The sequence below is a fragment of the Aromatoleum sp. genome, from assembly GCF_036675785.1.
In the GTDB taxonomy this organism is placed as follows: domain Bacteria; phylum Pseudomonadota; class Gammaproteobacteria; order Burkholderiales; family Rhodocyclaceae; genus Aromatoleum.
In genome coordinates this window covers 99,718-124,103 of sequence record NZ_JAKFEF010000025.1, presented here as the reverse complement: position 1 = coordinate 124,103, position 24,386 = coordinate 99,718, and the positions used below count along the sequence as shown (strand labels likewise).

The following is a 24,386-nucleotide window of genomic DNA, read 5'->3' as shown; positions in this document are numbered from 1 at the left end:
TCCACGCACCGATTCCTGCCGCCTGCCGATGTTCATCGATTCCCACTGTCATCTCGATTTCCCCGAACTGGCGCAGCGCGAGGACGAGGCGCTTGCGACGATGGCCGCGAACCGCGTCGGCCATGCGCTGTGCGTCGCGGTGAAGCTCGAGGAGTTTCCGCGCGTGCTCGCGCTCGCGGAACGACACCCGAATCTGTTCGCGTCGGTCGGCGTGCATCCCGACGGCGACGACGTCGAGGAACCCGACCTCGCACGGCTCCTCGCGCTCGCCGACCATCCGAAGGTCGTCGCGATCGGCGAGACCGGGCTCGACTACTACTGGCAGAAAGACGCGCCCGAGTGGCAGCGGGAGCGCTTCCGCACGCACATCCGCGCTGCGCGGTCGTGCGGCAAGCCCTTGATCATCCACACCCGCGCGGCGGCGGCGGACACCTTGCGCCTGATGCGCGAAGAGGACGCGACCGACGCCGGCGGGGTGATGCATTGCTTCACGGAGACGCGCGAAGTGGCCGAGGCCGCGCTGGACCTCGGCTTTTACATCTCGTTCTCCGGGATCGTCACGTTTCGCAACGCGACTGACCTCAAGGCCGTGGCCCGGTATGTTCCGCTCGACCGGCTGCTGATCGAGACCGACTCGCCGTATCTCGCGCCGGTGCCGCATCGCGGCAAGACCAACGAGCCCGGCTGGGTGGTCCACGTCGCCGAGGAGATCGCGCGGCTGCGCAACGAGCCGCTCGAGCGCATCGAGGCGGCGACGACCGAAAACTTCTTCCGCCTGTTCCGGCACGCAAAGGAGAGCTGACCGTGATCCGATCGATTGCCGCCTTACTCGCCGCGCTGGCATTCAGCGGTGCTGCGTTCGCGAACAGTTACGAAGACTCGTTGGGGTCGGCGCTTCGTGGCGACGCCGCGCAACTCGTGCAGCTGCTCAACCGCGGCGTCGATCCGAACACCGTCGATGACCAGGGCAACACGCTGCTGATGCTCGCCGCGCGCGAAGGCAACGGCGAAACCGTCGCGGCGATCCTGAAGTTCCGTCCGAAGGTCGCGCAGCGCAACGCCTCCGGCGATTCGGCGCTGATGCTGGCCGCGCTGAAGGGGCACGAAGACATCGTCGATCAACTCCTCGAAGCCGGCGCGCCGGTCAATCATGACGGCTGGACGCCGCTGATGTATGCGGCGTTCGAAGGCCACCTCGACATCGTCGAACGCTTGCTCGCACGCGGCGCGGAAGTCGATGCGCTCGCGCCGAACAAGTCGAATGCGCTGATGGTCGCGGCCCGCAACGGCCACCTCGACGTCGTCCGCCGGCTGCTGAAGACCGACGTGAATCTCGAACAGAAGAACGACGGCGGCTTCACCGCCGACAGCTGGGCGGCGGCGAATGCGAATAGCGACATTGCCGAGCTGATCCGCGCCGAGCGCGCGCGACGCGGGAGCGCCCCGAAGTCGCCGCGGATCGAGGTCGAATAGCGCTGCGGTCGCGCCCGAAAAGGACTTCGAGTCGGCCCGGCGGACGAAACCGATGTCATAAGTGCTGGTGTGCGCAGCGAACCCGGCGCAGCACGGCGGGCGGTCGTTCTGCTCGTTTTTGCGTCTCGCATGCCCCAAAAAAGTGCATCAAGCGCTCCGCAATGGTGCAGGAATGCATCGGCAGCCACCGCATAATCACCGGGAACGTGCGCGGGCACACCAATTGATTAAAAAAGCACCGGGAGTGGGCGTTTGCTGCACAAAATCCATGCGCCGGGTGCTCAATTCGAGGAAAATCCCGGGCGGCCCGTATCCCGGGCTTCCGGTTATTTTCCAGATGAAAGGCCATATCGATGCGCTACCAGTCCCTCGAAGAATTTCTGTCTCACGTCGAACAACGCAACCCCGGTCAGCCCGAGTTCATCCAGGCCGTCGCCGAGGTGATGGAAAGCCTGTGGCCTTTCATTTCCGAAAATCCGCGCTACGCCGAGCATGGGCTGCTCGACCGCCTCGTCGAGCCGGAGCGCCTGATCCAGTTTCGCGTCTCGTGGGTCGACGATCGAGGCGATGTTCAGGTCAACCGCGGCTACCGCATCCAGCACAGTTCCGCGATCGGCCCGTTCAAGGGTGGCCTGCGCTTCCATCCGTCGGTGAATCTGTCGGTCCTCAAGTTCCTCGCGTTCGAACAGACGTTCAAGAACGCGCTGACGACGCTGCCGATGGGCGGCGGCAAGGGCGGTTCCGACTTCGATCCGAAGGGCCGCAGCCCTGGCGAAGTGATGCGCTTTTGCCAGGCGTTCATCACCGAGCTGTATCGCCACATCGGCTCGGATACGGACGTCCCGGCCGGCGACATCGGCGTCGGCGGCCGCGAAGTCGGCTTCATGGCCGGGATGATGAAGAAGCTCTCGAACAAGGCGAGCTGCGTGTTCACCGGCAAGGGTCTGAGCTTTGGCGGCTCGCTGATCCGTCCCGAGGCGACCGGCTACGGCATGGTGTATTTCGCCGAGGAAATGCTGCGCCACACCGGCAAGACGATGGCGGGCATGACGGTCTCGGTATCGGGTTCGGGCAACGTCGCGCAGTACGGCATCGAGAAGGCGATGGCGCTCGGTGCGAAGGTCGTCACCGCGTCGGATTCGAGCGGCACCGTCATCGACGAAGCCGGCTTCACCCCGGAGAAACTCGCGGTGCTGATGGACGTCAAGAACGTCCATTACGGCCGCGTCAGCGAATACGCCGAGCGGCTCGGCTTGCGCTTCGAAGCCGGCAAGCGGCCGTGGCACGTGCCGGTCGACATCGCCTTCCCGTGTGCGACGCAGAACGAACTCGATGGCGACGACGCGGCGGTGCTCGTCCGCAACGGCGTGAAATGCGTCGCGGAGGGCGCGAACATGCCTTCCACCGCCGCGGCCGTGCGCGTGTTCGAGAAGAACGGCGTCCTGTACGCCCCGGGCAAGGCGAGCAACGCCGGCGGCGTCGCGACGTCGGGCCTCGAGATGAGCCAGAACGCGATGCGCCTGTCGTGGACGCGCGAAGAGGTCGATGCGCGGCTGCTGGAAATCATGCAGGGAATTCACCGCATGTGCATCGAGTACGGCACGAAGGCCGATGGCAAGGTGAATTATTCGAACGGCGCGAACGTTGCCGGCTTCGTGAAGGTCGCCGAAGCGATGCTCGCGCAGGGCGTCATCTAAGCGCAGCGACTTCGAGACGAGGGGCGCGGCATCCCGCGGGTCTCTCGCTCGTCGGCGGTGTCGTTCAGGCGCCGGGCGGGACTCCCGCCGGCCCGGGCACCGTCGCGATCCAGCCTTCGAGCGGATCGATTCCCCGGGGCAAGCCGAAATCGGGCGGCCCCGCCTGCAGGCACCACGCGGACTGGACGAGCGCAAGCGTCGCGTCGAGGAGGTCGCCCGAAGCGTCCTCGATCAGCGCGGCGCGCTGCACCCCTTCGAGCGACAGCGGGAGCCCGAGCGGATGCGCGCCGCTCTCCAGCGCAGCGACGATCGATTCGCGCGCATCGCGTCGCGCACCGGTCTGCTTCGCACGCTCGTCGGTCTTGTACGGCGCCCGCGAGATCGCGCGTGCAAGAAGGCCCGGATAGGCTTCCAGCGCGATACGGGACGGTTCCGCGTCTTGCAGTCCCGGCAAGCTCACGCCTGCGCGCAACAGCCGCGGGACACCTTCGACAAACATCAGTCCGACCGGCGGATTCACGAGCTTCAACGGGCTATGCGAACGCGCCGGCGCATCCGCGGCTCGATGCGCGTAGCGCTTGCCGGGCGGTCGCGTCGCGCGGTACGCGTCGAGCTGTTCGCGGAATGCCTGCCGGCCGAGCGACGCGCAATGCTCGACGAGCGACGTCCACGTCATCGGCCAGCCGAGATCGACGATCGCCTCGCGCGGCAACCCAAAGGGGAAGTCGAAGGCGCCGAGCCACGGGCCCGGGCGGTCGAGAAACGCTTCGAACGCGGGCCAGTCCTGCAAGAGTTCGAGCGCATCGAGGCGGATCGACTTTCGGTCGACGCGCCCCGCCGCGACGGTGATCGGTTTTCGCACGCACGGCGCGGACGTGAAATCGACGCCGAACAGGGTCGCGGCCTTCATCGGGCGGCAAAGCGGGACGCGGCCAGCACGGTGTTGGCATGGATCGCCACCGTGTCATCGATCTCCCGGGCGTAGCCGCCCGCCATCGCGACGGCGACCGGCACCTGTCGGGCCGAGCACTCGCCGAGCACCAGCGCGTCGCGCGCGGCCAGTCCGTCGATCGATAGCGCGAGACGGCCGAGACGATCGTCGCGGTATGGATCGGCGCCGGCGAGGTAGATCGCGAGGTTGGGGGCGATACGTTCGAACACGGCATCGAGGCCGCGCCGCAGTGCGTCGAGATAGGTTTCGTCGGCGGTCCCGTCCGGGAGTTCGATGTCGAGATCGGACTGCGCCTTGCGGAACGGGAAATTCTTCGCGCCGTGAATGCTGAACGTGAAGACGTCGGGCTCGTCGGCGAGGATCGCGGCGGTGCCGTCGCCCTGATGGACGTCGCAGTCGATGATCGCAACGCGGCGTACGCGGCCTTCGGCCCGCATCGTCAGTGCCGCGATCGCCGCATCGTTGAAGACGCAGAACCCGGAGCCGAAGTCACGGTGCGCGTGGTGTGTGCCGCCCGCGAGGTTCGCCCCGCAGCGTTCGGCCAGTGCGGTGCGGCAGGCGGCGAGGGTCGCCCCGGCCGATCGGCGCGAGCGCTCGACCATCTGCGCCGACCACGGAAAGCCGATTCGCCGCTGTTCGGCCGCGTCGAGTGTGCCGCCGACGACCCGCCGGAGATACGCGCCGTCGTGCGCGCGCAGGATTTCGTCGTCGCTCGCCGCGTCCGGCACCCGGAAGTCACCGGGCCTGAAGCGGCCGAACGCCGCGAGCCGTTCGCGCAGCCGCGAGTATTTTTCCATCGGAAAGCGGTGGCCTTCCGGCAATGGCAGCACGAAGTGGTCGGCGTAGAAGAGTTTCATGCGGCGCTCCGATGGGCCGGGACTGGGGCCGGGTGACGAGGGAGGATCGGGCCGCGGCAAGTCTAGCCGAATCGACGCGCAAGAGCTGCGAAGCCCCCGCGGACGCCGTTGCCCCGCTCTGTCCGGCGAATCGCGTTCGACGGCCGCCGCGAGGATCAGTACACTCGACGTACTCCAGCAGAAGCCCATACGAAAACCCAAGCGATAAGGGTCCAGCCATGAGCGTCATCGAATCCATCCGGCCGCAGCTTGCGAAACTCACCGAGATCCGCCGCGACCTGCACGCGCATCCCGAGCTTGCATTCGCCGAACACCGCACCGCCGACCTGATCGCGGCCCGTCTCGAGTCGCTCGGCATCGAGGTGCATCGCGGCGTCGGCAGGACCGGCGTCGTCGGCGTCGTCCGCGCGGGGCGCGGGTTGCGGGCGATCGGCCTGCGCTCGGACATCGACGCGCTGCCAATCCAGGAACGCAACGACTTCCCGCATCGCTCGGTCCACGCCGGGTGCATGCACGCCTGCGGGCACGACGGGCACACGACGATGCTGCTCGGTGCGGCCGAGGCGCTCGCGGCGCGCCGGGACTTCGACGGCACGGTCTACCTGATCTTCCAGCCAGCGGAAGAAGGCGAGGGCGGCGGACTGGCGATGATCGAGGACGGATTGTTCGAGCGCTTTCCAATGGAGTCGGTCTTCGGGATGCATAACTGGCCGGGTCTCGCGCCGGGGCATTTCATCGTCCATCCCGGGCCGGTCATGGCGAGCGCGGACCGTTTCGACATCACGCTTACCGGGCACGGCGCGCACGCGGCGATGCCGCATCTCGGCGCCGACCCGGTCACCGCGGGGGCAGCGCTCGTCCAGGCGATCCAGACGATCGTCAGCCGGACGATCGATCCGGTGGACTCCGCCGTGGTGTCCGTGACGCAGTTCCACGCTGGCGAGGCATACAACGCGATTCCCGACCGGGCGGAGCTGTGCGGCACGGTGCGCGCATTCAGCGATGCCGTGCAGGACCAGATCGAGACGGCGCTGCGGCGCGTCGGCGACGGCATCGCCGCGGCATTCGGCGTCGAGGTCGCGGTCGAATACCGCCGCGGCTATCCGCCGACGGTGAACACGCCCGCGGAAGCGGCGTTGTCGGCCGAAGTCGCGAGCGCGCTCGTCGGCCCCGACCGGGTCACGACGAACGCGGGGCCGAGCATGGGCGCCGAGGATTTCGCGTATTTCCTGCAACGCAAGCCCGGCAGCTACGTGTGGATCGGCAACGGGGCGGGCGAGGGCGGATGCACGCTGCACAATCCGACCTACGACTTCAACGACGAGATCATCCCGACCGGCGTCGCGTACTGGGTCGAGCTGGTGCGCCGGATTCTGGCCCCGGCGCGCTGACGCCGGACTTCGCATGCGCCCGGAATCCCGATGAAAACGCTCCGGCTTGCCTTCCGCATGATGCTGCGCGATCTCCGCGCGGGCGAACTCCACCTGCTCGGGCTCGCGATCGTGATCGCCATCGCGAGCCTGACGAGCGTCGGTTTTCTCGCCGACCGCGTCGCGCGCGGACTCGACCGGGAGGCCAACCAGCTCCTCGGCGGCGACCTGCTGCTGCGCGCTGATCGTCCGTGGGAAGCGCAGTTCGTCGACGAGGCGCGGCGGCGCGGCCTACGCGTCGTCGAAACCGTGCTGTTCACGAGCATGGTCGGCACCGAAGACGGCGCGCAGCTCGCCGGGGTCAAGGCGGTCCAGCCGGGATATCCGCTGCGCGGAAGCGTGCGGATCGCGCCGGGTCCCAATCGGGCGGATGCGACCGCGGAGCGGGTGCCGGAGCGTGGCGAAGTGTGGCTCGACGAGCGCCTCCTCGCTCAGTTGGGCGTCGTGGTCGGTGACCCCGTCGGGCTCGGGGAGCTCGAATTTCGCGTCGGCGCGATGGTGAGTTTCGAATCGGATCGCGGCGCGAACTTCTTCAGCCTGTTGCCGCGCGCGATCTTCAACGCCGCCGACCTGCCCGCAACGGGGCTGCTGACCGTCGGTAGCCGCGCGACCTGGCGGCTGCACCTCGCCGGCGAGCCCGAGGCCGTTGGCGGATATGAGCGCTGGTCTCGGGAACGGCTGGGGCGCGGCCGGTCGGTCGAGAGCATCGAGAATGCGCGGCCCGAAGTGCGCGCGTCGCTCGACCAGGCGCAGCGCTTCCTCCGGCTCGCGGCGCTTCTCGCGGTGATCCTCGCGGCCGTCGCGGTCGCGCTGTCCGCGCGCCGTTTCATGCAGCGGCATCTTGACGCCTGCGCGGTGATGCGCTGCCTTGGCGCGGCGCAGGCCCAGGTGCTGACGATCGTCATCGGCGAATTCGTGCTGTTCGGCCTGATCGCCGCCGCACTCGGCAGCGCGATCGGCTGGGCGGTGCAGTTCGGCCTCGCGGTCGTCCTCGTCGAAATCCTTGCGGCGGAGCTCCCGGCGCCGTCGCTGCTGCCGGTTGCGCACGGGATCGCGGTCGGCATGGTCCTGCTCGTCGGCTTTGTGCTGCCGCAGTTGCTGCGCCTCGGCAAGGTGTCCACGGTGCGGGTGCTGCGCCGCGAGATCGGCGGGGTCGAATCGGTGAGCGGCGCGGCGGGGGCGCTGGGCGCCGCGGCGCTGCTTGCGATCATTTTCTGGATCGCCGGCGACCTCAAACTCGGTTTGATGATCGCCGGCGGCTTCGCGGCGGCGCTCGCGGTGTTCGCGCTCGGGGCGTGGTGGACCTTGAGTGCGGCGGCGAGCGCGAAAGGGCGCGGAGCGCTGCGCGGCGGCGGATGGCGTTACGGTCTCGCGTCGCTCGCGCGGCGCATGAAGGGCAGCGTAATCCAGGCGGCCGCGCTCGGCCTCGGCATGGCCGCGCTGCTGTTGCTGACGCTGATTCGCGCGGACCTGCTCGAGAACTGGCGCGCCATGACACCTCCCGACGCGCCGAACCGGTTCATCATCAATATCCAGCCGGATCAGCGGGCACCGCTCGCCGCGTTCTTCACGGAGCACGGACTTGCGGCGCCCGAGATCCTGCCGATGATTCGCGGACGCCTGGTCGCGATCAACGACAAGCGGGTTGAACCCGACGATTTCGTCGACGTGCGCACGAAGCGCCTTGCGGAACGCGAGTTCAACCTGAGCTACGGCAGCCGGCTGCCGGACGGCAATCGCGTGAGCGACGGCAAATGGCACGGCGATGTGGCGGTCGCGGAATTCTCGGTCGAAAAGGGGCTCGCGGAAACCTTCGCGCTGAAAATCGGCGACCGCGTGCGCTTCAACGTCGCCGGGCGGCTCGTCGAAGCGCCGATCACGAGCGTGCGCGAGCTCGAATGGGATTCGATGCGCGTGAACTTCTTTTTCATCGGCGCGCCCGGAATGCTCGAGTACGATCCGGCGACCCTTGTCACGAGCTTCCATCTTCCGCCCGAGAATCACGCGTTCACCGCCGCGCTCGTGAATCGCTTCCCGAACCTGTCGGTCATCGATGTCGCGGCGGTGATCGAGCAAGTGCGCTCGATGACCGACAAACTGATCCTGATCGTCCAGTTCGTGTTCGGCTTCGCGGTGCTCGCGGGTTTCGTCGTGCTCTACGCGGCGCTGCAATCGACGCACGACGAGCGCGAGTACGAATTGGCGATGTTGCGCACACTCGGCGCGCGCAACCGGCAGGTTCGCCAGGCGCTGCTTGCGGAGTTCCTCGTCCTGGGTGGCGTCGCGGGGGCGCTGGCGGGGATCGGCGCGACCGCGATCGGCTGGGGCCTCGCGCATTACGTCTTCAAGATCGCGTACGTGCCGGCGGCGTGGCCGTTACTGTTCGCGACGCTGGCGGGCGCTACCGGTGTCGTGGCCGGCGGCTGGCTCGGAACGCGAAAACTGCTCGAACGCCCGCCGCTCGCGAGCCTGCGGGCGCTCGGATGACGCTCCTCGCGCCCGTCGCCTTAATTTGCGCGGCAGCTGCATTCATCGTAACCCGCGTGTTCCCGGAGTCCTCCACGCATGCCTGAATACGTGTTGCCGGCCCTCGTCGGCGGATTGATCCTGATCGTCGTCTGGCTCGCGTTCCGGGTCCGGCGGCTGGAACAGGACCTGCCGGAGATTCTCGTCGGCGAAGTCGGCGATGCGCTCGCCGGCCAGCACCGGGCGATGCTCGGCGACCTGCACGACGGCCTCGCGCGCCAGGCGGACCGACTGTCCGAGCACGCGCGCGCCGATCGTGAGTTGCTGCAGCGCGGGCTTGCGAGCGCCTCCGGCCAGCTTGCGACGAGCATCGAGGCGATGACACGGAGCATGGACCGCCGGTTAGAGACCTTGTCCGGCCACGTCAGCGAGCGACTCGACGAAGGCTTTCGCAAGACCAACGAGACGTTCGCGAACGTGATGGCGCGGCTGGCGACGATCGACGAGGCGCAGAAGAAGATCGACGGCCTGACGACGAACGTCGTGAGCCTGCAGCAATTGCTCGGCGACAAGCGCGCGCGCGGCGCCTTCGGCGAGATCCAGCTCGAAGCGCTGGTGCGCAACATGCTGCCGCCCGAAGCTTATGAATTCCAATACACGCTGCCGAACAACGCGCGGGTCGACTGCATGCTGCGCCTGCCCGAACCGACCGGTCTCGTCGGCGTCGATTCGAAATTCCCGCTCGAGAACTACCATCGGATGTGCGGCGACGGGGTCCCGGAGGTCGAGCGCAAGCTCGCGCAAAGCGCATTCCGCGCCGACTTGAAGCGTCATGTCGACGCGATCGCGTCGAAGTACATCATTTCGGACGTCACGTCCGACGGCGCGGTGATGTTCGTGCCGGCGGAAGCGGTGTTCGCCGAAATCCACGCGTTCCATCCCGAGGTCGTCGCATACGCGCAGAGCCGCCGCGTGTGGATCGTGTCGCCGACGACGCTGATGGCGGTGCTCAATACCGCGCGAGCGGTGCTGAAAGACGTCGAGACGCGCAAGCAGGTCCACGTGATCAAGGACGCGCTTGGCAAGCTCGCGAAGGATTTCGCCCGCTTCGACGAGCGGATGAACGCGCTGGCCCGGCACATCGAGCAGGCGAGCAAGGACGTTCAGGACGTGCAGGTCAGTTCGCGCAAGATCAGCGCGCACTTCCAGAAGATCGAAGCGGCGCAACTCGATGAGCTGCCGGACGGAGGACCGCTGGACGAGGATCCGGAAATCCGTCGCGGGCGATTGGGCGTCGCGCGTTGATGAACCGGCGGATGCCTCGTGCGCCTGCTGTCCTGCCTCAACCGCCGATATACGACATCTCGATTTTCCGCAGGCCCGCCGTGTTCGCGGTGCGGATCTCGGAATAGCGATCTTCCCGACCTTTCCATACCGCCGCGATCGCGCGATCGAGGTCGACGTCGGAGGCGCCCGCCCGCAGCAGACCCCGGAGGTCGTGGCCGCTTTGCGCGAACAGGCAGGTGTAGAGCTTTCCTTCGGTGGACAGGCGGATCCGCGAGCAGGTCGAGCAGAAGGCCTGCGTGACCGACGAGATCACGCCGATCTCGCCGGCGCCGTCGCGGTAGCGCCAGCGCTCGGCCACTTCGCCGGTGTAGTTCGGATCGATCTGCTCGAGCGGGAAGATCGCGCCGACCCGCTCGATGATCTCGCGGGAAGGCACGACGGAGTCCATCTTCCAGCCGTTCGAGCTGCCGACGTCCATGAATTCGATGAAGCGCAGGATGTGTCCGCTGCCGCGGAAGTGGCGCGCCATGTCCACGACGCCCTGATCATTCACGCCCCGCTTGACGACCATATTGACTTTGATCGGCCCGAGCCCGGCGGCCTTGGCCGCGTCGATGCCCTCGAGGACCGCCGCGACCGGGAAGTCCGCGTCGTTCATCAGCCGGAAAGTCGCGTCGTCGATCGCGTCGAGGCTGATGGTGACCCGGTTCAATCCGGCATCCTTCAGCGTGCGCGCCATCTTCGGCAGCAATACGCCGTTGGTCGTAAGCGTCAGTTCGACCCCCGGGATCTGCGCAAGCTGTTCGATGAGGTTTTCGACGTGCTTGCGGAGTAGCGGCTCGCCCCCGGTGATGCGGATCTTGCGCACCCCCCGTTCGGCAAAACGGCGGGCGACACGCACGATCTCCTCGAACGAGAGCAATTCGTTTCGCGGAAGGAAAGCGTAGTCGCTGCCGAACACGGAACGCGGCATGCAATAGACGCAGCGGAAATTGCAGCGATCCGTAACGGATATACGCAGGTCATGAACGGCACGGCCGAGCCTGTCTCGTAGCTCGCCTGCCGTCTGCGTCTCATCCAGGACGCTTTCGGGCAGCGGATTCGAGAAGCTGGACTGGATCGGGATGATCTTCATGGGGCGGCTTCGCAGAATGGAGCAGGAGAATTGTCCTGCTCAAGGATTGCGCTTTCCTTGCTTTGGCGCAAGGCATCCGGGAAAGAGTTCGTCCCTAATCCGTGTCCCGAGACGTCGGACGGACCTGCAACCCAGCGTTGGTACGGTTTCAAGGCATCCATGCGCATTGTGTCACGGCGCGGCGGTTGTGGGGATGGCGACGGGCGGAGTTGTCGGATATAAGACGAAAGTATTAGTTCTGAACGGGCGGACAAGCGAGCCCGATGGAGTTGTCCCGATGACGGGAAGAGTGACCGAAACACCTACCGAAAAGCTGTACGAGCGTTTTCCCCACCTGCGCAAGATCGACCTCTTGTGGGGCAGTCCGGAGTGCCGGAAGTTCATCTTCCTGCTGATGACCGACACGCGCGGGGGAACCCGGCAGGGCTTTCCGAAGGAGCACGCGGGGACGATCATGGCGCTCCTGATGGAACACGATCGCCGGTTTCCGCAGTTCGAGCACGAGATCGGGCACCACGATCAACGCTGGGGGCACGACGTGGGTCAGCGCCGGGGCTTCCGCTAGCGGGCTTGCGGCCCCGGCGATTACAAGGCGATTATGACGGGGACTCTCGCGAGGGAGTCCCCGTTTCCTTTTCGGCAGGGGAATAACAACATGGCCGATCTCTCTTCCCTTCCGGTGGGTCGACTGCGCACCGGTTGCGAACCCGACGATTTCGCATTCGATACGACGGCGGAGCTGCTGGATCTGCCCGGCGGCCTCGGGCAGGCGCGGGCCGAGGAGGCGCTGCGCTTCGGCCTCGCGATGCGCCAGCCCGGCTACCACGTGTTCGTTCTCGGCGAACCCGGAACCGGCCGTCACGCCGGCGTCTTCCGCCTGGTTCGAGCGCTGGCCGCGCAAGGCGAGATTCCACCCGACCTATGTTACCTGCACAACTTCGACGAGCCGCTGCGGCCCCGGCTGCTGCGGTTGCCGGCCGGGCGGGGAGCGGCGCTGCGCGCGGACATGCAGACTTTCATCCGGGATCTCGGTCCGGCGATCGAGTCCGCGCTGGAAAGTGAAACCCACGGTGCGCGGGTCGATGCGTTGCAGGAGGGACACAAGGCCCGCGAGGAGGATGCGCTGCGGGAACTGGGGCAGGCATGCGCGAGCGAGGGCATCTCGCTCTTGCGGACGCCGGAGGGCTTCGTGTTCGCTCCGAAACGCGGCGACGACACGATGTCGCCGGAGGACTTCGAAACGTTGCCGCCTCCGGAGCGCGAGTTGATCGAGGGCAAAGTCGGCGCATGGAGCGACCGGCTGACGGCGCTGCTGGAGCAGTTTCCGGGATGGCGGACGGAGTTGCATGAAGCCGTGAAGCGCGCCGAGCGGGACGCGCTCGGGCCGGCCGTGTCGCACCTGATGCGCGGCTTGCGGGCGCGTTACGCCGATCTTGCGCCGGTCCTCGCGTTCTTCGACGCGATCACGCGGGAACTGCTCGAAAGCGGCGGCGAGTGGGGCGCGCCGGCCGAGGACGAGGAGGACACGGACGAGGACCCCGGAAAGCGTTTCCACAGGTACCAGGTCAAGGTGCTGGTCGACAATTCGGCGACGCGCGGCGCGCCGGTCGTCGGCGAAGACAACCCGACTTTCGGCAACCTGATCGGCCGCATCGAGCACATCGCACAGATGGGCACGCTCGTGACGCACTTCAACCTGATTCGTACCGGGGCGCTGCATCGCGCGAACGGCGGCTATCTCGTCGTCGACGTCGAGCGCCTGCTGACCCAGCCGTTCGCGTGGGAGGGGCTCAAACGCGCACTGCGCGCGCGGGAGATCCGGATCGAGCCGCCGGCGGAAGCGCAGGGCTGGACCAGCATCGCGACGCTCGAGCCGGAGCCGGTGCCGTGCGACCTGAAGGTCGTGCTGATCGGGGATCGCGAGATGTTCTACCTGCTGACCGAAGACGATCCGGACTTCCCGGAGTTGTTCAAGGTCGCGGCCGATTTCGACGACGATCTGCCGCGCAGCGGCGAAAACGTCGGCTACTACGTCCGCCTGCTCGCCACGCTCGCGCGCGGCGCGGGGCTGCTGCCGTTCGACCGCACCGGCGTCGCGCGTCTCGTCGAGCACGGCGCCCGTCTTGCCGAGGATGCCGGACGTTTGTCGCTGCGCACCCGCCTGCTCACCGATCTCATGCGCGAGGCGGATTACCACGCGCGCCAGGAGGAGGCGTCGGTGGTCATGCGCGACCACGTCGACAGGGCGACCGCGGCGCGCGTCCGTCGCTACGCGCGTTATTCGGAGAAAGTGCTGGAATCGATGGTCGACGGCACGACGCTAATTTCCAGCGTCGGCGAGCGCTGCGGTCAGATCAACGGGCTGGTGATCGTCGAGATCGCGGGTGAGCAGTTCGGGCACCCGGTGCGTATTACCGCGACCGTTCGGCTGGGTGAAGGCGACGTCGTCGATATCGAACGGGAGATCGAACTGGGCGGCGCGATCCATTCGAAGGGCGTCCTCATCCTCTCGGCCTTCCTTGCGTCACGCTACGCGCGGCACACGCCGCTGTCGCTTTCCGCAAGCCTCGTGTTCGAGCAGTCGTACGCGCCGGTCGAGGGCGACTCGGCTTCGCTTGCGGAAGTCTGCGCGTTGCTGTCGGCCCTCGCCCAGGTGCCGATCCGCCAGTCGTTGGCGGTGACCGGGTCGGTGAATCAGTTCGGCGAGGCCCAGGTCGTCGGGGGCGTCAACGAAAAGATCGAAGGCTTCTTCGATCTGTGTGCAGTGCGCGGTCTCACCGGCACGCAAGGGGTTGTTATCCCCGCCGCGAGCGTGCGCCACCTGATGCTGCGCCCCGACGTCGTCGAGGCCGCACGCTGCGGGCGCTTTCATGTCCATGCAGTCGAAACTGTCGACGAAGCGATGGCCGTCCTGACCGGCCTGCCGGCCGGCAAGCCCGACGCGAAGGGCGTGATACCGAAAGGCACGATCAACCAGCGCGTCGCCGCCGCGCTCGCGGCGATGACGGCCGCGCAGCATGCTTACAGCGAGGGGCGCGATAGTCGCAGGCATCGGCGGCAATCGGAACATTGAAGCCGCATTTCGACTGTATGCGGATTGGGTGCAATTTCCGAAACGGCCTGAACGATGGGCATCGGCGAGCTCGGTGCCTATTCAGCGATCTCGCGTAAATCCCGCGACGTTCGCGCAACTTTGCCAACAGCATCGGCGACGCAGAGCGGGAATCATCGAAAACGTACGGAGGTTCCGTGACGGAGACTGGCCCTCGAATACGGGAATCGATCGCGGAATTCACGCTGACGTGCGATTTGGCTCCCCGCCCTGGGCTCGAACCGTCGATACTGGCCTTTTCTTCGTGTTCGCGGCGCTCATCCCGCCGCCGTGGAATCTCCCGCCATGCTGACCGCCCGGGAAACCGCGTCACGCGTTGGCCGAGGCGTCTTCCCCGTCCAGGGAAAAGGGCGTTCTGGCAACGGAGTTACTTTGGGGGCAGGTTCGCCATCGGTTAGCGGCAGCGGCCCTGGTTTAGAGCGTCCAGTCCGCCGCCGACTCATCCGCCCATGGGCAGCACCAGGTCTAGAAAAAAGAACAGCCGGAACGCTGGCGAGCCCGGGCTGAAATCCACACAAAGGAGGAGGGGCGGAGGCGACAACTGCACCCTTACCATGGAAAGGGTGCATTGCAACATTGGGGCCACGAATGTTTCTAGGGCCCGAAGTTCTCTGCGAGCTTCACGGATACCGTCCAACGCTGAGGATCAAACCGTCCGACGGGTGGTCAAAGCTGGCAAAGACGCCGCCCCACGCCAGTGAGAGAAAGGGCGCAGGGGTTACGGAGTAAGGAAGCGGGTGCAACCGGTGTGAAATGCTCGGTTCGAATCTGTGCGACGGTAGTAGGTCGGCGACTGTCGTTGATGCCATTTGACGGGATTGCGACCTTCAATTTACCTTCCCTGGCCGTCGCCGTAACGTTGGCGTTGACAGGATGCGTCACTCCCTATCGCGCTGCCGACCTAACTCCGCCGGTTCATATTCAAATCTCGGAGGATACTTGGTGGCAGGTCGATAGCGACATAACCGCTGCGTCGCTAGCCGTGAAGGGACTTGCCAAGAACAACGCGCGCAGTTCCATGGAGAGATGGAGGGATCGCGTCTCCCAGCGCACCGAAGCAGACTTCATTCCGTGGTTCACTGGCTACTGGACCCAGCAATGGCTGGCTATCAAGTTGGCATGGTACGAGTTGAGTGCGGGGGAAGAGGCGGATTCGTCCGTAAAACGACTGGCCACGTATCTGCAGGGGCAATACAACGATCGAGTTTTGAATCCCGTCGCCAAGGAGATTGATCCCGAGGCGGTTAGGGGGCAAGCAACGCAGCTCTACGCCCAGTTCCTCGGCGAGCAACTTCAGGGAATCCCGCAGCGCTACGGTATACCTCAAGCTCAGTTTGACCAGCGGCTCAAGGAAATTCCCGCAATTGCGCTGGCGCCTCCGCCCGCCCACAGCGCTTCGCTCTACCAGGTTGTCCACGCCGACCCGATCGCCAGGCTTCCGGCCTATGTGGCTCTGGTCGCTCAGATCCGAAAGAAAGCTGGTGATGCAGGAGCCGGGCCAACGGACTCCAGGTTATCGCCAGTGGCGAACCGGGTCAGCGGACAACTGGCGGACAAGCTTGCGACCAGTGGTGGCGCAAGTGCTGTCGGGGCCCCTTTCGGTCGCGTTGGAAGCATGCTGATCTCGCTGGGGGCGGCTGCCTTTGGAGCTATTGCCCATGAGAACCAACGGCCGGAAATGGAAGCGCAACTTCGGGTGAACTTGAACGGCGCGCTGGACGACATGTGGCTTGGTCTGATGGAGGATCGCGCTACAGGCGTGATGGCAGAGGTCTATTACATATCTGACCGGATCGAGGAAAGTCTCCGCAAAACCGTCCCTTATCCGGTGAAATTAGAACCAGTACCGCAAGAGGAAGTCCCCCTCTCTGGCAAGTGACCACTGCGGGACCGACAGAGCGGCGGCGAGCTTCCTTGTCGTTCTCGAGATTCGACCGCATCCCCAGAGAAGGTCAGGATTGATCGCTCAGGTCCCACAGTTGTCAGGCGACAGCGTAAATTGACCCCCTGACGACACGAAGAACTGACCCCCTTGTTCGCAAGGAGGCAAAGTTGGAAGCAGGAGGTGTGGTGGTGAATCCTGTGCGCCCTTTTGGTCACGGGGCACGGGAGATGTTGGAGCCGGAGGCGGACACGACGATTGTTCGTCTGGGCAAGTTGGGGTGCGGGTCGAAGCGCATCGCAAGGAGCTGGGTGTCGCGCGCAACACGGTGCGGCGGTATCTGGCGGCCGGCGGGTGAGTACCGTATCGACAGCCGGAGCGCGCGGGCGCGCTCCGCGTGCAGTTAAATAGCTGATTCGAGGCGTTCTGCCGGCACTGGGACGTTCAGGCACGGGCCTGCGCGCCGTTTCGCGCCCGGACCAAGGGTAAGACCGAGAACGGAGTGGGCTACGTTCGCGTGGGTGAGGAAGCGATGGATCCGGCGATCGCTGCTGTCGGTCTGAACCGCGCGCTGGAGTTGCTTTGGCTCCCCGACCTGGGCTCGAACCAGGGACACACGGATTAACAGTCCGTTGCTCTACCGACTGAGCTATCGGGGATCAGTATGCGCCCGGGAAACGCTTCGCCCGAGCCGAAATTGGCTCCCCGACCTGGGCTCGAACCAGGGACACACGGATTAACAGTCCGTTGCTCTACCGACTGAGCTATCGGGGAATTGAGCCGCGCAGTATAGGCACCGCGCGGGTGTTCGTCAATATTTACCTAACGTAATTCTCAGCCTTTCACGACTGACGCGATCGCCTTCGCGACGTAGCCGATGTTGCGCGAGTTCAGCGCAGCGAGGCAGATGCGCCCGGTCGAAACGGCATAGATGCCGAATTCGGTGCGAAGTTGCTCGACCTGCGCCGCGGACAGCCCGGTGTACGAGAACATGCCGCGCTGCTGGATGACGAACGAGAAATCCTGTGCGACGCCGGCGGCCTTCAGGTTGTCCACGAGTCCGACACGCATCGCGCGGATGCGGTCGCGCATGCCGGCGAGCTCGTCTTCCCACATCTGGCGCAGTTCCGGCGAGTTCAGGGCGGCAGCAACGACCGCACCGCCGTGCGTCGGCGGGTTGGAGTAGTTCGTCCGGATCACGCGCTTGACCTGCGACAGCACGCGCGCGCTTTCGTCCTTGCTCCCGGTCACGATCGACAGCGCGCCGACGCGTTCGCCGTAGAGCGAGAACGACTTCGAGAACGAGCTCGAGACGAAGAACTGGAGGCCGCTGGCGCTGAAGAGCCGAACGGCGATGGCATCCGGCTCGATGCCGTCGGCAAAGCCCTGGTAGGCCATGTCGAGGAAGGGCACGAGGTTGCGCGCACGGCAGGTTTCGACGACTTCTCCCCACTGCGCTTCAGTCAGGTCCGCGCCGGTCGGATTGTGGCAGCAGGCGTGGAGCACGATGACCGAGCCGGCGGCGAGGCTCTCCAGTTTGGCCTTCATCCCGGCGAAATTCACGCCGCGGGTCTCGGGCTCGTAGTACGGATAGACGTCGACCGGGAAGCCCGCCGACTCGAAGATCGCGCGGTGATTTTCCCAGCTCGGGTCGGAGATATAGACGGTCGCGCCCGGGTTCAGGCGCTTCAGGTAGTCGCCCCCGACCTTGAGCGCACCGGTGCCGCCGAGGGCCTGGACGGTGACGACTTGCCCGTTCGCGATTAGCGCCGAATCCTTGCCGAACAACAGGTTCTGCACGGCGTTGTTGTACGCGGGCGCCCCTTCGATCGGCTGGTAGCCGCGCGGCGGCATCGCTTCGAGCCGTGCCTTTTCGGCGGCGCGGACGGCGGCGAGCAGCGGGATCTTGCCGTTGTCGTCGTAATAGACGCCGACGCCGAGGTTGACCTTTTCGGTCCGCCCATCGGCGTTGAAGGCCTCGTTCAGGCCGAGAATCGGGTCACGGGGCGCCATATCGACGGCGGCGAAGATCGAAGCGGGCATGGACAACTCCAGGTTGGGCGGGGTGCGCGGCCCGGTCCGGAACATCGCTTCGAGGTTCGGGTGCCTGCTGCCGTGCCTTGAGCCGCGTTTTGCGAAATAATGAGCGTCCTGCCGCGTCTCCCTTCTCGGTGCGACGGTCGGGCAGGCGCCTGAAACAGCCGGAAATTTTAGCATGACGAGTTCGACCGACAGCGTTCCGGTGATCACTTTCGAAGGCAGTCCATTCCGTCTTCATCAGCCGTTCGCGCCCGCGGGCGACCAGCCGGCGGCGATCGAGCTGCTCACCGAAGGGATCGCGGACGGCCTGTTGTTCCAGACGCTGCTCGGCGTCACGGGGTCGGGCAAGACCTACACGATGGCGAACGTCATCGCCCGCTGCGGAAGGCCGGCGCTCGTCCTCGCGCCGAACAAGACGCTGGCCGCGCAGCTTTATGCCGAGTTTCGCGAGTTCTTCCCGCAGAATGCCGTCGAGTATTTCGTTTCGTACTACGACTATTACCAGCCCGAAGCCTATGTGCCGTCGCGCGATCTTTTCATCGAGAAGGATTCGAGCATCAACGAGCATATCGAGCAGATGCGGCTGTCGGCGACGAAGAGCCTGATGGAGCGGCGCGACGTCGTCATCGTCGCGACGGTCTCCTGTATCTACGGGATCGGCGATCCGGTCGATTACCACGCGATGATCCTGCATCTGCGCGAAGGGGAGCGCATCGGCCATCGCGACCTCGTCCAGCGGCTCGTCGCGATGCAATATACGCGCTCCGACATCGACTTCCGTCGCGGCACCTTCAGGGTGCGCGGTGACGTGATCGACGTGTTTCCGGCGGAAAACGCCGAGCTTGCCGTTCGCATCGAACTGTTCGACGACGAAGTCGAACATCTGACGCTGTTCGACCCTCTGACCGGCCACCTGAAGCAGAAACTCGTCCGCTTCACCGTCTATCCGTCGAGCCACTACGTGACGCCGCGGGCGACGGTGTTGAAGGCGATCGAGGCGATCAAGGACGAACTGCGCGACCGTGCGTTGTTTTTTCAGGCGTCGGGAAAGCTCGTCGAGGCACAGCGGATCGAGCAGCGGACGCGCTTCGACCTCGAAATGCTCAATGAGATGGGGTTTTGCAAGGGTATCGAGAACTACTCGCGCCACTTGTCTGGACGGGGCCCCGGCGAGCCGCCGCCGACGCTGATCGACTACCTGCCGCGCGATGCGCTGATGTTCGTCGATGAGTCGCACGTGTCGATTCCGCAAGTCGGCGGCATGTTCAAGGGCGACCGCTCCCGCAAGGAGAACCTCGTCGGCTATGGCTTCCGCCTGCCGTCCGCGCTCGATAACCGTCCGTTGAAGTTCGAGGAATTCGAGCGCCTCATGCCGCAGACGGTGTTCGTTTCCGCAACGCCGGCCACCTATGAAGCCGAGCATCAGGGGCAAGTGGTCGAGCAGGTCGTCCGGCCGACCGGGTTGATCGACCCCGCGGTGGAAGTGCGGCCCGCGACGACCCAGGTCGACGATCTCCTGTCGGAAGCGAAACGCCGGATCGCCGCCGGCGAGCGCGTGCTCGTGACGACGCTGACGAAGCGCATGGCCGAGGATCTGACGGACTACCTCGCGGACAACGGCATCCGCGTGCGTTACCTGCATTCCGACATCGACACCGTCGAGCGCGTCGAAATCATCCGCGACCTGCGTCTCGGCGAGTTCGACGTCCTGGTCGGCATCAACTTGTTGCGCGAAGGCCTGGATATTCCCGAAGTGTCGCTCGTCGCGATCCTCGATGCGGACAAGGAGGGCTTCCTCCGCTCGGAGCGTTCGCTGATCCAGACGATCGGGCGCGCCGCGCGCCACGTCCATGGGCGCGCGATCCTGTATGCAGACGTGATCACGCGTTCGATGCATGCGGCGATCGGCGAGACCGAGCGGCGCCGGGCGAAGCAGATCGCATTCAACGAAGCGAACGGCATCGTGCCCAGGACGGTGTCGAAACGGATCAAGGACATCATCGACGGCGTGTACGCGGGCGGGGGTGACGAGCGCCGGGCCGCGACCGTGGCCGAGCGGTCGGCCGAGTATTTTTCGATGGGCGAGAAGGCTTTGGCGAAATCGATCAAGAAGCTCGAGAAGGAAATGCAGGAGCATGCCCGCAACCTCGAGTTCGAGAAGGCCGCGGCGGCGCGGGACGAGCTCTTCAGGCTCCGCCAGCGGGCTTTCGGCGCCGACCAGCATGGCACGTCTTAGGGAGGGGAGATTGACGAAAATCCTGTTCGTCTGCACCGAGAACATCTGCCGTTCGCCGACCGCGGAGGCGGTCGCGCGACACGCGATCGTCAAGGCGGGGCTCGGAGCGGTGATCACCGTCGACTCGGCGGGCACGCATGGCGGCCACGCGGGAGAGCCGCCGGACCCGCGCGCGCAGAAAATCGCGGGGAAAAGGGGCTACGCCTTGTCGTCGTTGCGCGCGCGGAAGCTCGAAGCAGCCGACTTCCAGGAGTTCGACCTTCTGCTCGCGATGGATCGCGAACACCTCGAAAGCATGCGCCGCGCTTGTCCGGAGGTCTATCGGCCGAAGCTGCAGATGTTCATGCACTACGCGCGGAATCATGACCGCGAAGACGTGCCGGATCCGTATTTCGGTGGCGACAAGGGATTCGAAGCCGTGCTGGATTATTGCGAAGACGGCGTGCAGGGATTGCTCGAGGAGTTGATCGCGCGCTGAGATTCGTGCCGCCGGGCGGACCGGCAAGCGGAGCGGTCGCCTTTACGGCTGCAGGGCGAACAAAAAAAGGGGCGGCCCGGAAGGACGCCCCTTTTTGCCGTTCGCAGTGCGTTGTTACTTGTGCGTTTCTACCTGCTGCAGCGGTTCATCGACGACGACCGGAGCGGGCCGCGGGCGGCGCCCGAGCGGCTGCACCGGCGCTTCCGCTGCGAGCGGAACCGCTTGAGCCTTCTCGCGGCTCGTTTCGATCATCACCAGCCCGCTTTCTGCGAGCGTCCCGCCCAGATCGATCGGAGCGGAAGGCGAACGCGCCGCTGCGCTTTCCGCGACCGCGTCTACAGTCGCGCCCTCGGTAACCGCGGCCGGTTCCGCTTGCGCGGCGCCGACTGCGGGCATGGCAGGCAGCGCCGTTCCCGCCTCGACGACCGTGGTCGCTGCCGCCGTCCGCACTTCCGGCTCTGCAGCCGCCGCGGCGACCGCTACCGACGGTTCGGCTTCCGCTTCGGCGACTTCCGGCTGAACCGGCCCGGCTTCATCCACAGCCGCCGATTCAAGCGCTTGCGCAGCGGTAGCGCCGACGGACACGATCGCCTCGCTGTTTTCGCTCATCGCGAGTTCCGGCCGGGCCGCTGAAGACGACACGGGCGCGGCCAGCGGCGCGGCGGATTCTTCCCGCTGCGCGATGACCGGCAACGGCGCTTCTTCCGCCTCGACGACGGCTGGTTCGGCGGCTCCAGCAACGACCGGAAGCGGCGCCGCCTCCGTTGCCGCAACGGCTTCGACCGCAGCGGCCGGGGTTACGGCTTCGGTTGCGACGGCTTCCCGCGGCGCTTCGCCCTCCTCGGCAACCGGCGCTTCGGCGAGCGCCGATTCGTCGCCCGACACCGCCACGGCCTGGACCTGCTCCTCGCCGCCGCGACGGTCACGACGACCGCGGCTGCGACGCCGCCGCTTCTCGGGGGCGCCTTCCTCGCCGCCGGCGACAACCGGCGCCTCGACGGCGCCCGCCGGGACTGCGAGGGCCACTTCGGCCGCCTGCGACTCGGTCACGTTCTCGATCGTCTCGGCGGGCTTCGGCTGATTGCGCGGGCCGCGTCCCTGGCGGGTACGGCCGCCGTTGTCGGCGCGTTCCTGGCGAGGCTGTTTTTCGCGTTCGACCGCTTCGGGGCGCTCGATGCGCTCCAGGCGTTCCGGACGTTCTGCGCGTTCCGGACGACCTGCGGACCGCAGCGGCTGGAGGGTCGGGGCGCTGTCTTCGCGTTCGGAGCGCTGACCTTCGCGACGATTACGATTCGCGCCCCGGCGATTGTCTCCCCGCTCGGTACGGGGACGGCTTTCGCGTTTCGGCGCGGTTTCGGCGGCCGGCTGCGGGGCCGGCGCCGGTTTGCCGGCGCGCAGCCAGCCGAAGAGGCGCTCGAAGAGACCGGGCTGCGGCGCCGGGGCGACCGGCTCGGGCTCGCGGACAGGGGCGGGCTGCGCCGGCGCGATGCCCTTGACGACGGCTTCGGCGCGGGCAGGGCGGCTTTCGCCATCCTTCGACGGCAGGCGCAGATCCACCTCGGCCGGCTTTCCGACCATCTGATAGCTCGCGAGCGTCGTCTCTTCCTGGTTCAGCTGGTCGTGACGCAGCCGGATGATTTCGTGATGAGGGGTCTCGAGGTGACGGTTCGGAATGATGATCAGCTGGATCTTGTGCCGAACCTCGATATGCGCGATGTCGACCCGCTTCTCGTTGAGCAGGAAGGTCGCGACATCGACCGGCACCTGCAGATGCACCGCGCCGGTGTTCTCCTTCATCGCTTCCTCCTCGAGGATGCGCAGGATGTGCAGCGCCGACGACTCGGTGCTGCGGATGTGGCCGGTGCCATTGCAGCGCGGGCAGGGGATATAGCTCGTCTCGGCGAGCGCCGGGCGCAGACGCTGGCGCGACAGTTCGAGCAGGCCGAAGCGGCTGATCTTGCCGGTCTGCACCCGCGCGCGGTCATGGCGAAGCGCGTCGCGCAGTACGCCCTCGACCTCGCGCTGGTTCTTCTGCGACTCCATGTCGATGAAGTCGATGACGATGAGGCCCCCGAGGTCACGCAGGCGCAGCTGGCGTGCGATCTCCTCGGCCGCTTCGAGGTTCGTGCGGAACGCCGTCTCCTCGATATCGGCGCCGCGCGTCGAGCGTCCCGAGTTCACGTCGATCGACACCAGCGCTTCGGTATGGTCGATCACCACCGCGCCGCCGCTCGGCAGGCCGACCTGCCGCGAGTACGCGGATTCGATCTGGTGCTCGATCTGGAAGCGCGAGAACAGCGGTACATCGTCGCTGTAGCGCTTGACGCGGTTGACGTTCGACGGCATCACGTGGGCCATGAACTGCCGCGCCTGTTCGAACACGTCGTCCGTGTCGATCAGGATCTCGCCGATGTCGGGCTGGAAATAGTCGCGGATCGCGCGGATCACGAGGCTGCCTTCCTGGTAGATCAGGAACGCGCCGGACTGCGACTGCGCGGCGCCGTCGATCGCGCGCCACAACTGCAGCAGGTAGTTCAGGTCCCACTGGAGTTCTTCGGCGCTGCGACCGATCGCGGCCGTGCGCGCGATCAGGCTCATGCCCGACGGTACGTCGAGCTGATCCATGACTTCGCGCAGCTCGCTGCGCTCGTCACCTTCGACCCGCCGCGACACGCCGCCGCCGCGAGGATTGTTCGGCATCAGCACGAGGTAGCGGCCGGCGAGCGAGACGTAGGTCGTCAGCGCCGCGCCCTTGTTGCCGCGCTCGTCCTTTTCGACCTGGACGATGAGTTCTTGGCCTTCCTTCAGGACGTCCTGAATGCGGGCCTTGCCGCCTTCGGAGCCGGCGGAGAAGTACGAGCGGGAGATTTCCTTGAACGGAAGAAAACCGTGCCGGTCGGCGCCGTAATCGACGAACGCCGCTTCCAGACTCGGCTCGATGCGGGTGATGACCGCCTTGTAGATGTTGCTCTTGCGTTGTTCCTTGGCGGCCGATTCGATGTCGAGGTCGATCAGTTTCTGACCGTCTACGATCGCGACGCGCAATTCCTCGGCCTGCGTCGCGTTGAAAAGCATGCGCTTCATATGTTTCGTTCTCCCGTGCGAAACCCACGGGCAGGACGAACGGCGCGCACCATCGCGCTTGCTACGTGATCAGGAGCGGGTAGTTAGGGCTACTTTTTTCCGGTCGGTAATCGGCGTTGATGGGACGGCTGGTCGAATTTCATGTATTCCCGCGAACGGCCGGAACACTTGATCCTGCGGGTGAGCTACGCATCCACGTTCAATCAATTGGATCGAAGTTTGTCGATTGCGTTACCATCAGTGCCTTTTTCGGCAAC

Annotated in this window: 16 protein-coding genes, 2 tRNA genes and 1 pseudogene; 12 read left to right on the top strand and 7 right to left on the bottom strand. The window is 66.0% G+C overall.

The annotated features are described in order from the left end of the window. Positions 1 to 28 precede the first annotated feature (28 nt). The 3 genes from V6M37_RS07290 to gdhA all read left to right on the top strand — a co-directional run bounded on the left by V6M37_RS07290 (position 29) and on the right by gdhA (position 3,170). Entirely contained in the window at positions 29 to 802 is a 774-nt protein-coding gene (locus V6M37_RS07290; protein WP_332671880.1) for a TatD family hydrolase, read from the top strand. A 2-nt stretch (positions 803 to 804) separates the two neighbouring features. Continuing rightward, positions 805 to 1,473, top strand: a complete 669-nt coding sequence (locus V6M37_RS07285; RefSeq protein ID WP_332671879.1) for an ankyrin repeat domain-containing protein — start codon at positions 805 to 807, stop codon at positions 1,471 to 1,473. Positions 1,474 to 1,826: 353 nt separating this feature from the next. Next, on the top strand, positions 1,827 to 3,170 hold the full coding sequence (gene gdhA / locus V6M37_RS07280) for an NADP-specific glutamate dehydrogenase (protein ID WP_332671877.1): 1,344 nt from the start codon (positions 1,827 to 1,829) through the stop codon (positions 3,168 to 3,170). Positions 3,171 to 3,234: 64 nt separating this feature from the next. On the opposite strand, the gene V6M37_RS07275 is transcribed toward gdhA, so the two are convergent. Together V6M37_RS07275 and V6M37_RS07270 are read right to left on the bottom strand one after the other, a co-directional pair. Further along, positions 3,235 to 4,080 carry a DUF429 domain-containing protein gene (locus tag V6M37_RS07275; protein ID WP_332671876.1) on the bottom strand — a complete coding sequence of 282 codons (846 nt, stop codon included), beginning with the start codon at positions 4,078 to 4,080 and terminating at the stop codon, positions 3,235 to 3,237. Further along, on the bottom strand, positions 4,077 to 4,979 hold the full coding sequence (locus tag V6M37_RS07270; protein ID WP_332671875.1) for a histone deacetylase family protein: 903 nt from the start codon (positions 4,977 to 4,979) through the stop codon (positions 4,077 to 4,079). The genes V6M37_RS07275 and V6M37_RS07270 overlap by 4 nt, the downstream gene beginning before the upstream one ends. Positions 4,980 to 5,197: 218 nt before the next feature. Here V6M37_RS07270 and V6M37_RS07265 point away from each other — a divergent pair, with 218 nt between their 5' ends. The 3 genes from V6M37_RS07265 (at position 5,198) to V6M37_RS07255 (ending at position 10,180) form a co-directional block, all read left to right on the top strand. Further along, positions 5,198 to 6,370, top strand: coding sequence for a M20 aminoacylase family protein (locus tag V6M37_RS07265; protein ID WP_332671874.1), 1,173 nt, complete (start codon positions 5,198 to 5,200; stop codon positions 6,368 to 6,370). A 30-nt stretch (positions 6,371 to 6,400) separates the two neighbouring features. Beyond that, entirely contained in the window at positions 6,401 to 8,896 is a 2,496-nt protein-coding gene (locus V6M37_RS07260) for an ABC transporter permease (RefSeq protein WP_332671873.1), read from the top strand. 78 nt (positions 8,897 to 8,974) lie between these two features. Beyond that, the gene (locus V6M37_RS07255; RefSeq protein WP_332671871.1) at positions 8,975 to 10,180 is read left to right on the top strand and encodes a DNA recombination protein RmuC; all 1,206 of its coding nucleotides are present in this window, start codon (positions 8,975 to 8,977) and stop codon (positions 10,178 to 10,180) included. A gap of 37 nt (positions 10,181 to 10,217) precedes the next feature. On the opposite strand, the gene moaA is transcribed toward V6M37_RS07255, so the two are convergent. Next, positions 10,218 to 11,297: a GTP 3',8-cyclase MoaA gene (moaA, locus tag V6M37_RS07250; RefSeq protein ID WP_332671870.1), complete on the bottom strand. Its 1,080-nt coding sequence runs from the start codon at positions 11,295 to 11,297 to the stop codon at positions 10,218 to 10,220. 277 nt (positions 11,298 to 11,574) lie between these two features. Between moaA and V6M37_RS07245 the strand changes: the two genes are divergently transcribed. The 4 genes and pseudogenes from V6M37_RS07245 to V6M37_RS18715 form a co-directional block, all read left to right on the top strand. Further along, positions 11,575 to 11,862: a hypothetical protein gene (locus tag V6M37_RS07245; RefSeq protein WP_332671868.1), complete on the top strand. Its 288-nt coding sequence runs from the start codon at positions 11,575 to 11,577 to the stop codon at positions 11,860 to 11,862. A gap of 90 nt (positions 11,863 to 11,952) precedes the next feature. Further along, positions 11,953 to 14,370 (top strand): Lon protease family protein, encoded by a 2,418-nt coding sequence (locus V6M37_RS07240; protein ID WP_332671867.1) that lies wholly within the window; start codon positions 11,953 to 11,955, stop codon positions 14,368 to 14,370. An 841-nt stretch (positions 14,371 to 15,211) separates the two neighbouring features. Continuing rightward, a complete protein-coding gene (locus V6M37_RS07235) occupies positions 15,212 to 16,288 on the top strand; it encodes a hypothetical protein (RefSeq protein WP_332671866.1) in 1,077 nt (358 codons plus the stop codon). Between the two features lie 233 nt (positions 16,289 to 16,521). Beyond that, a pseudogene (locus tag V6M37_RS18715) lies at positions 16,522 to 16,646 on the top strand (IS21 family transposase); the annotation flags it as partial. A 228-nt stretch (positions 16,647 to 16,874) separates the two neighbouring features. Here V6M37_RS18715 and V6M37_RS07225 read toward each other — a convergent pair. The 3 genes from V6M37_RS07225 to V6M37_RS07215 form a co-directional block, all read right to left on the bottom strand. Next, positions 16,875 to 16,950: transfer RNA gene (locus tag V6M37_RS07225), tRNA-Asn, on the bottom strand. 39 nt (positions 16,951 to 16,989) lie between these two features. Further along, positions 16,990 to 17,065 (bottom strand) — tRNA-Asn (locus tag V6M37_RS07220). Positions 17,066 to 17,125: 60 nt separating this feature from the next. Beyond that, a complete protein-coding gene (locus tag V6M37_RS07215; RefSeq protein WP_332671864.1) occupies positions 17,126 to 18,334 on the bottom strand; it encodes an amino acid aminotransferase in 1,209 nt (402 codons plus the stop codon). A gap of 172 nt (positions 18,335 to 18,506) precedes the next feature. Here V6M37_RS07215 and uvrB point away from each other — a divergent pair, with 172 nt between their 5' ends. Both uvrB and V6M37_RS07205 read left to right on the top strand, forming a co-directional pair. Further along, entirely contained in the window at positions 18,507 to 20,567 is a 2,061-nt protein-coding gene (gene uvrB / locus V6M37_RS07210) for an excinuclease ABC subunit UvrB (RefSeq protein WP_332671862.1), read from the top strand. Positions 20,568 to 20,577: 10 nt separating this feature from the next. Further along, positions 20,578 to 21,045 carry a low molecular weight protein-tyrosine-phosphatase gene (locus V6M37_RS07205; RefSeq protein WP_332671861.1) on the top strand — a complete coding sequence of 156 codons (468 nt, stop codon included), beginning with the start codon at positions 20,578 to 20,580 and terminating at the stop codon, positions 21,043 to 21,045. 114 nt (positions 21,046 to 21,159) lie between these two features. Here V6M37_RS07205 and V6M37_RS07200 read toward each other — a convergent pair whose 3' ends face one another. Further along, the gene (locus tag V6M37_RS07200; RefSeq protein WP_332671860.1) at positions 21,160 to 24,129 is read right to left on the bottom strand and encodes an Rne/Rng family ribonuclease; all 2,970 of its coding nucleotides are present in this window, start codon (positions 24,127 to 24,129) and stop codon (positions 21,160 to 21,162) included. Positions 24,130 to 24,386: the final 257 nt, after the last annotated feature.

Coding starts and splice junctions, on each gene's coding strand:
- V6M37_RS07290 (WP_332671880.1), top strand. CDS start 29: ATGTTCATCGATTCCCACTGTCATCTCGATTTCCCCGAACTGGCGCAG.
- gdhA (WP_332671877.1), top strand. CDS start 1,827: ATGCGCTACCAGTCCCTCGAAGAATTTCTGTCTCACGTCGAACAACGC.
- V6M37_RS07275 (WP_332671876.1), bottom strand. CDS start 4,080: ATGAAGGCCGCGACCCTGTTCGGCGTCGATTTCACGTCCGCGCCGTGC.
- V6M37_RS07270 (WP_332671875.1), bottom strand. CDS start 4,979: ATGAAACTCTTCTACGCCGACCACTTCGTGCTGCCATTGCCGGAAGGC.
- V6M37_RS07265 (WP_332671874.1), top strand. CDS start 5,198: ATGAGCGTCATCGAATCCATCCGGCCGCAGCTTGCGAAACTCACCGAG.
- V6M37_RS07260 (WP_332671873.1), top strand. CDS start 6,401: ATGAAAACGCTCCGGCTTGCCTTCCGCATGATGCTGCGCGATCTCCGC.
- V6M37_RS07255 (WP_332671871.1), top strand. CDS start 8,975: ATGCCTGAATACGTGTTGCCGGCCCTCGTCGGCGGATTGATCCTGATC.
- moaA (WP_332671870.1), bottom strand. CDS start 11,297: ATGAAGATCATCCCGATCCAGTCCAGCTTCTCGAATCCGCTGCCCGAA.
- V6M37_RS07245 (WP_332671868.1), top strand. CDS start 11,575: ATGACGGGAAGAGTGACCGAAACACCTACCGAAAAGCTGTACGAGCGT.
- V6M37_RS07240 (WP_332671867.1), top strand. CDS start 11,953: ATGGCCGATCTCTCTTCCCTTCCGGTGGGTCGACTGCGCACCGGTTGC.
- V6M37_RS07235 (WP_332671866.1), top strand. CDS start 15,212: ATGCCATTTGACGGGATTGCGACCTTCAATTTACCTTCCCTGGCCGTC.
- V6M37_RS07215 (WP_332671864.1), bottom strand. CDS start 18,334: ATGCCCGCTTCGATCTTCGCCGCCGTCGATATGGCGCCCCGTGACCCG.
- uvrB (WP_332671862.1), top strand. CDS start 18,507: ATGACGAGTTCGACCGACAGCGTTCCGGTGATCACTTTCGAAGGCAGT.
- V6M37_RS07200 (WP_332671860.1), bottom strand. CDS start 24,129: ATGAAGCGCATGCTTTTCAACGCGACGCAGGCCGAGGAATTGCGCGTC.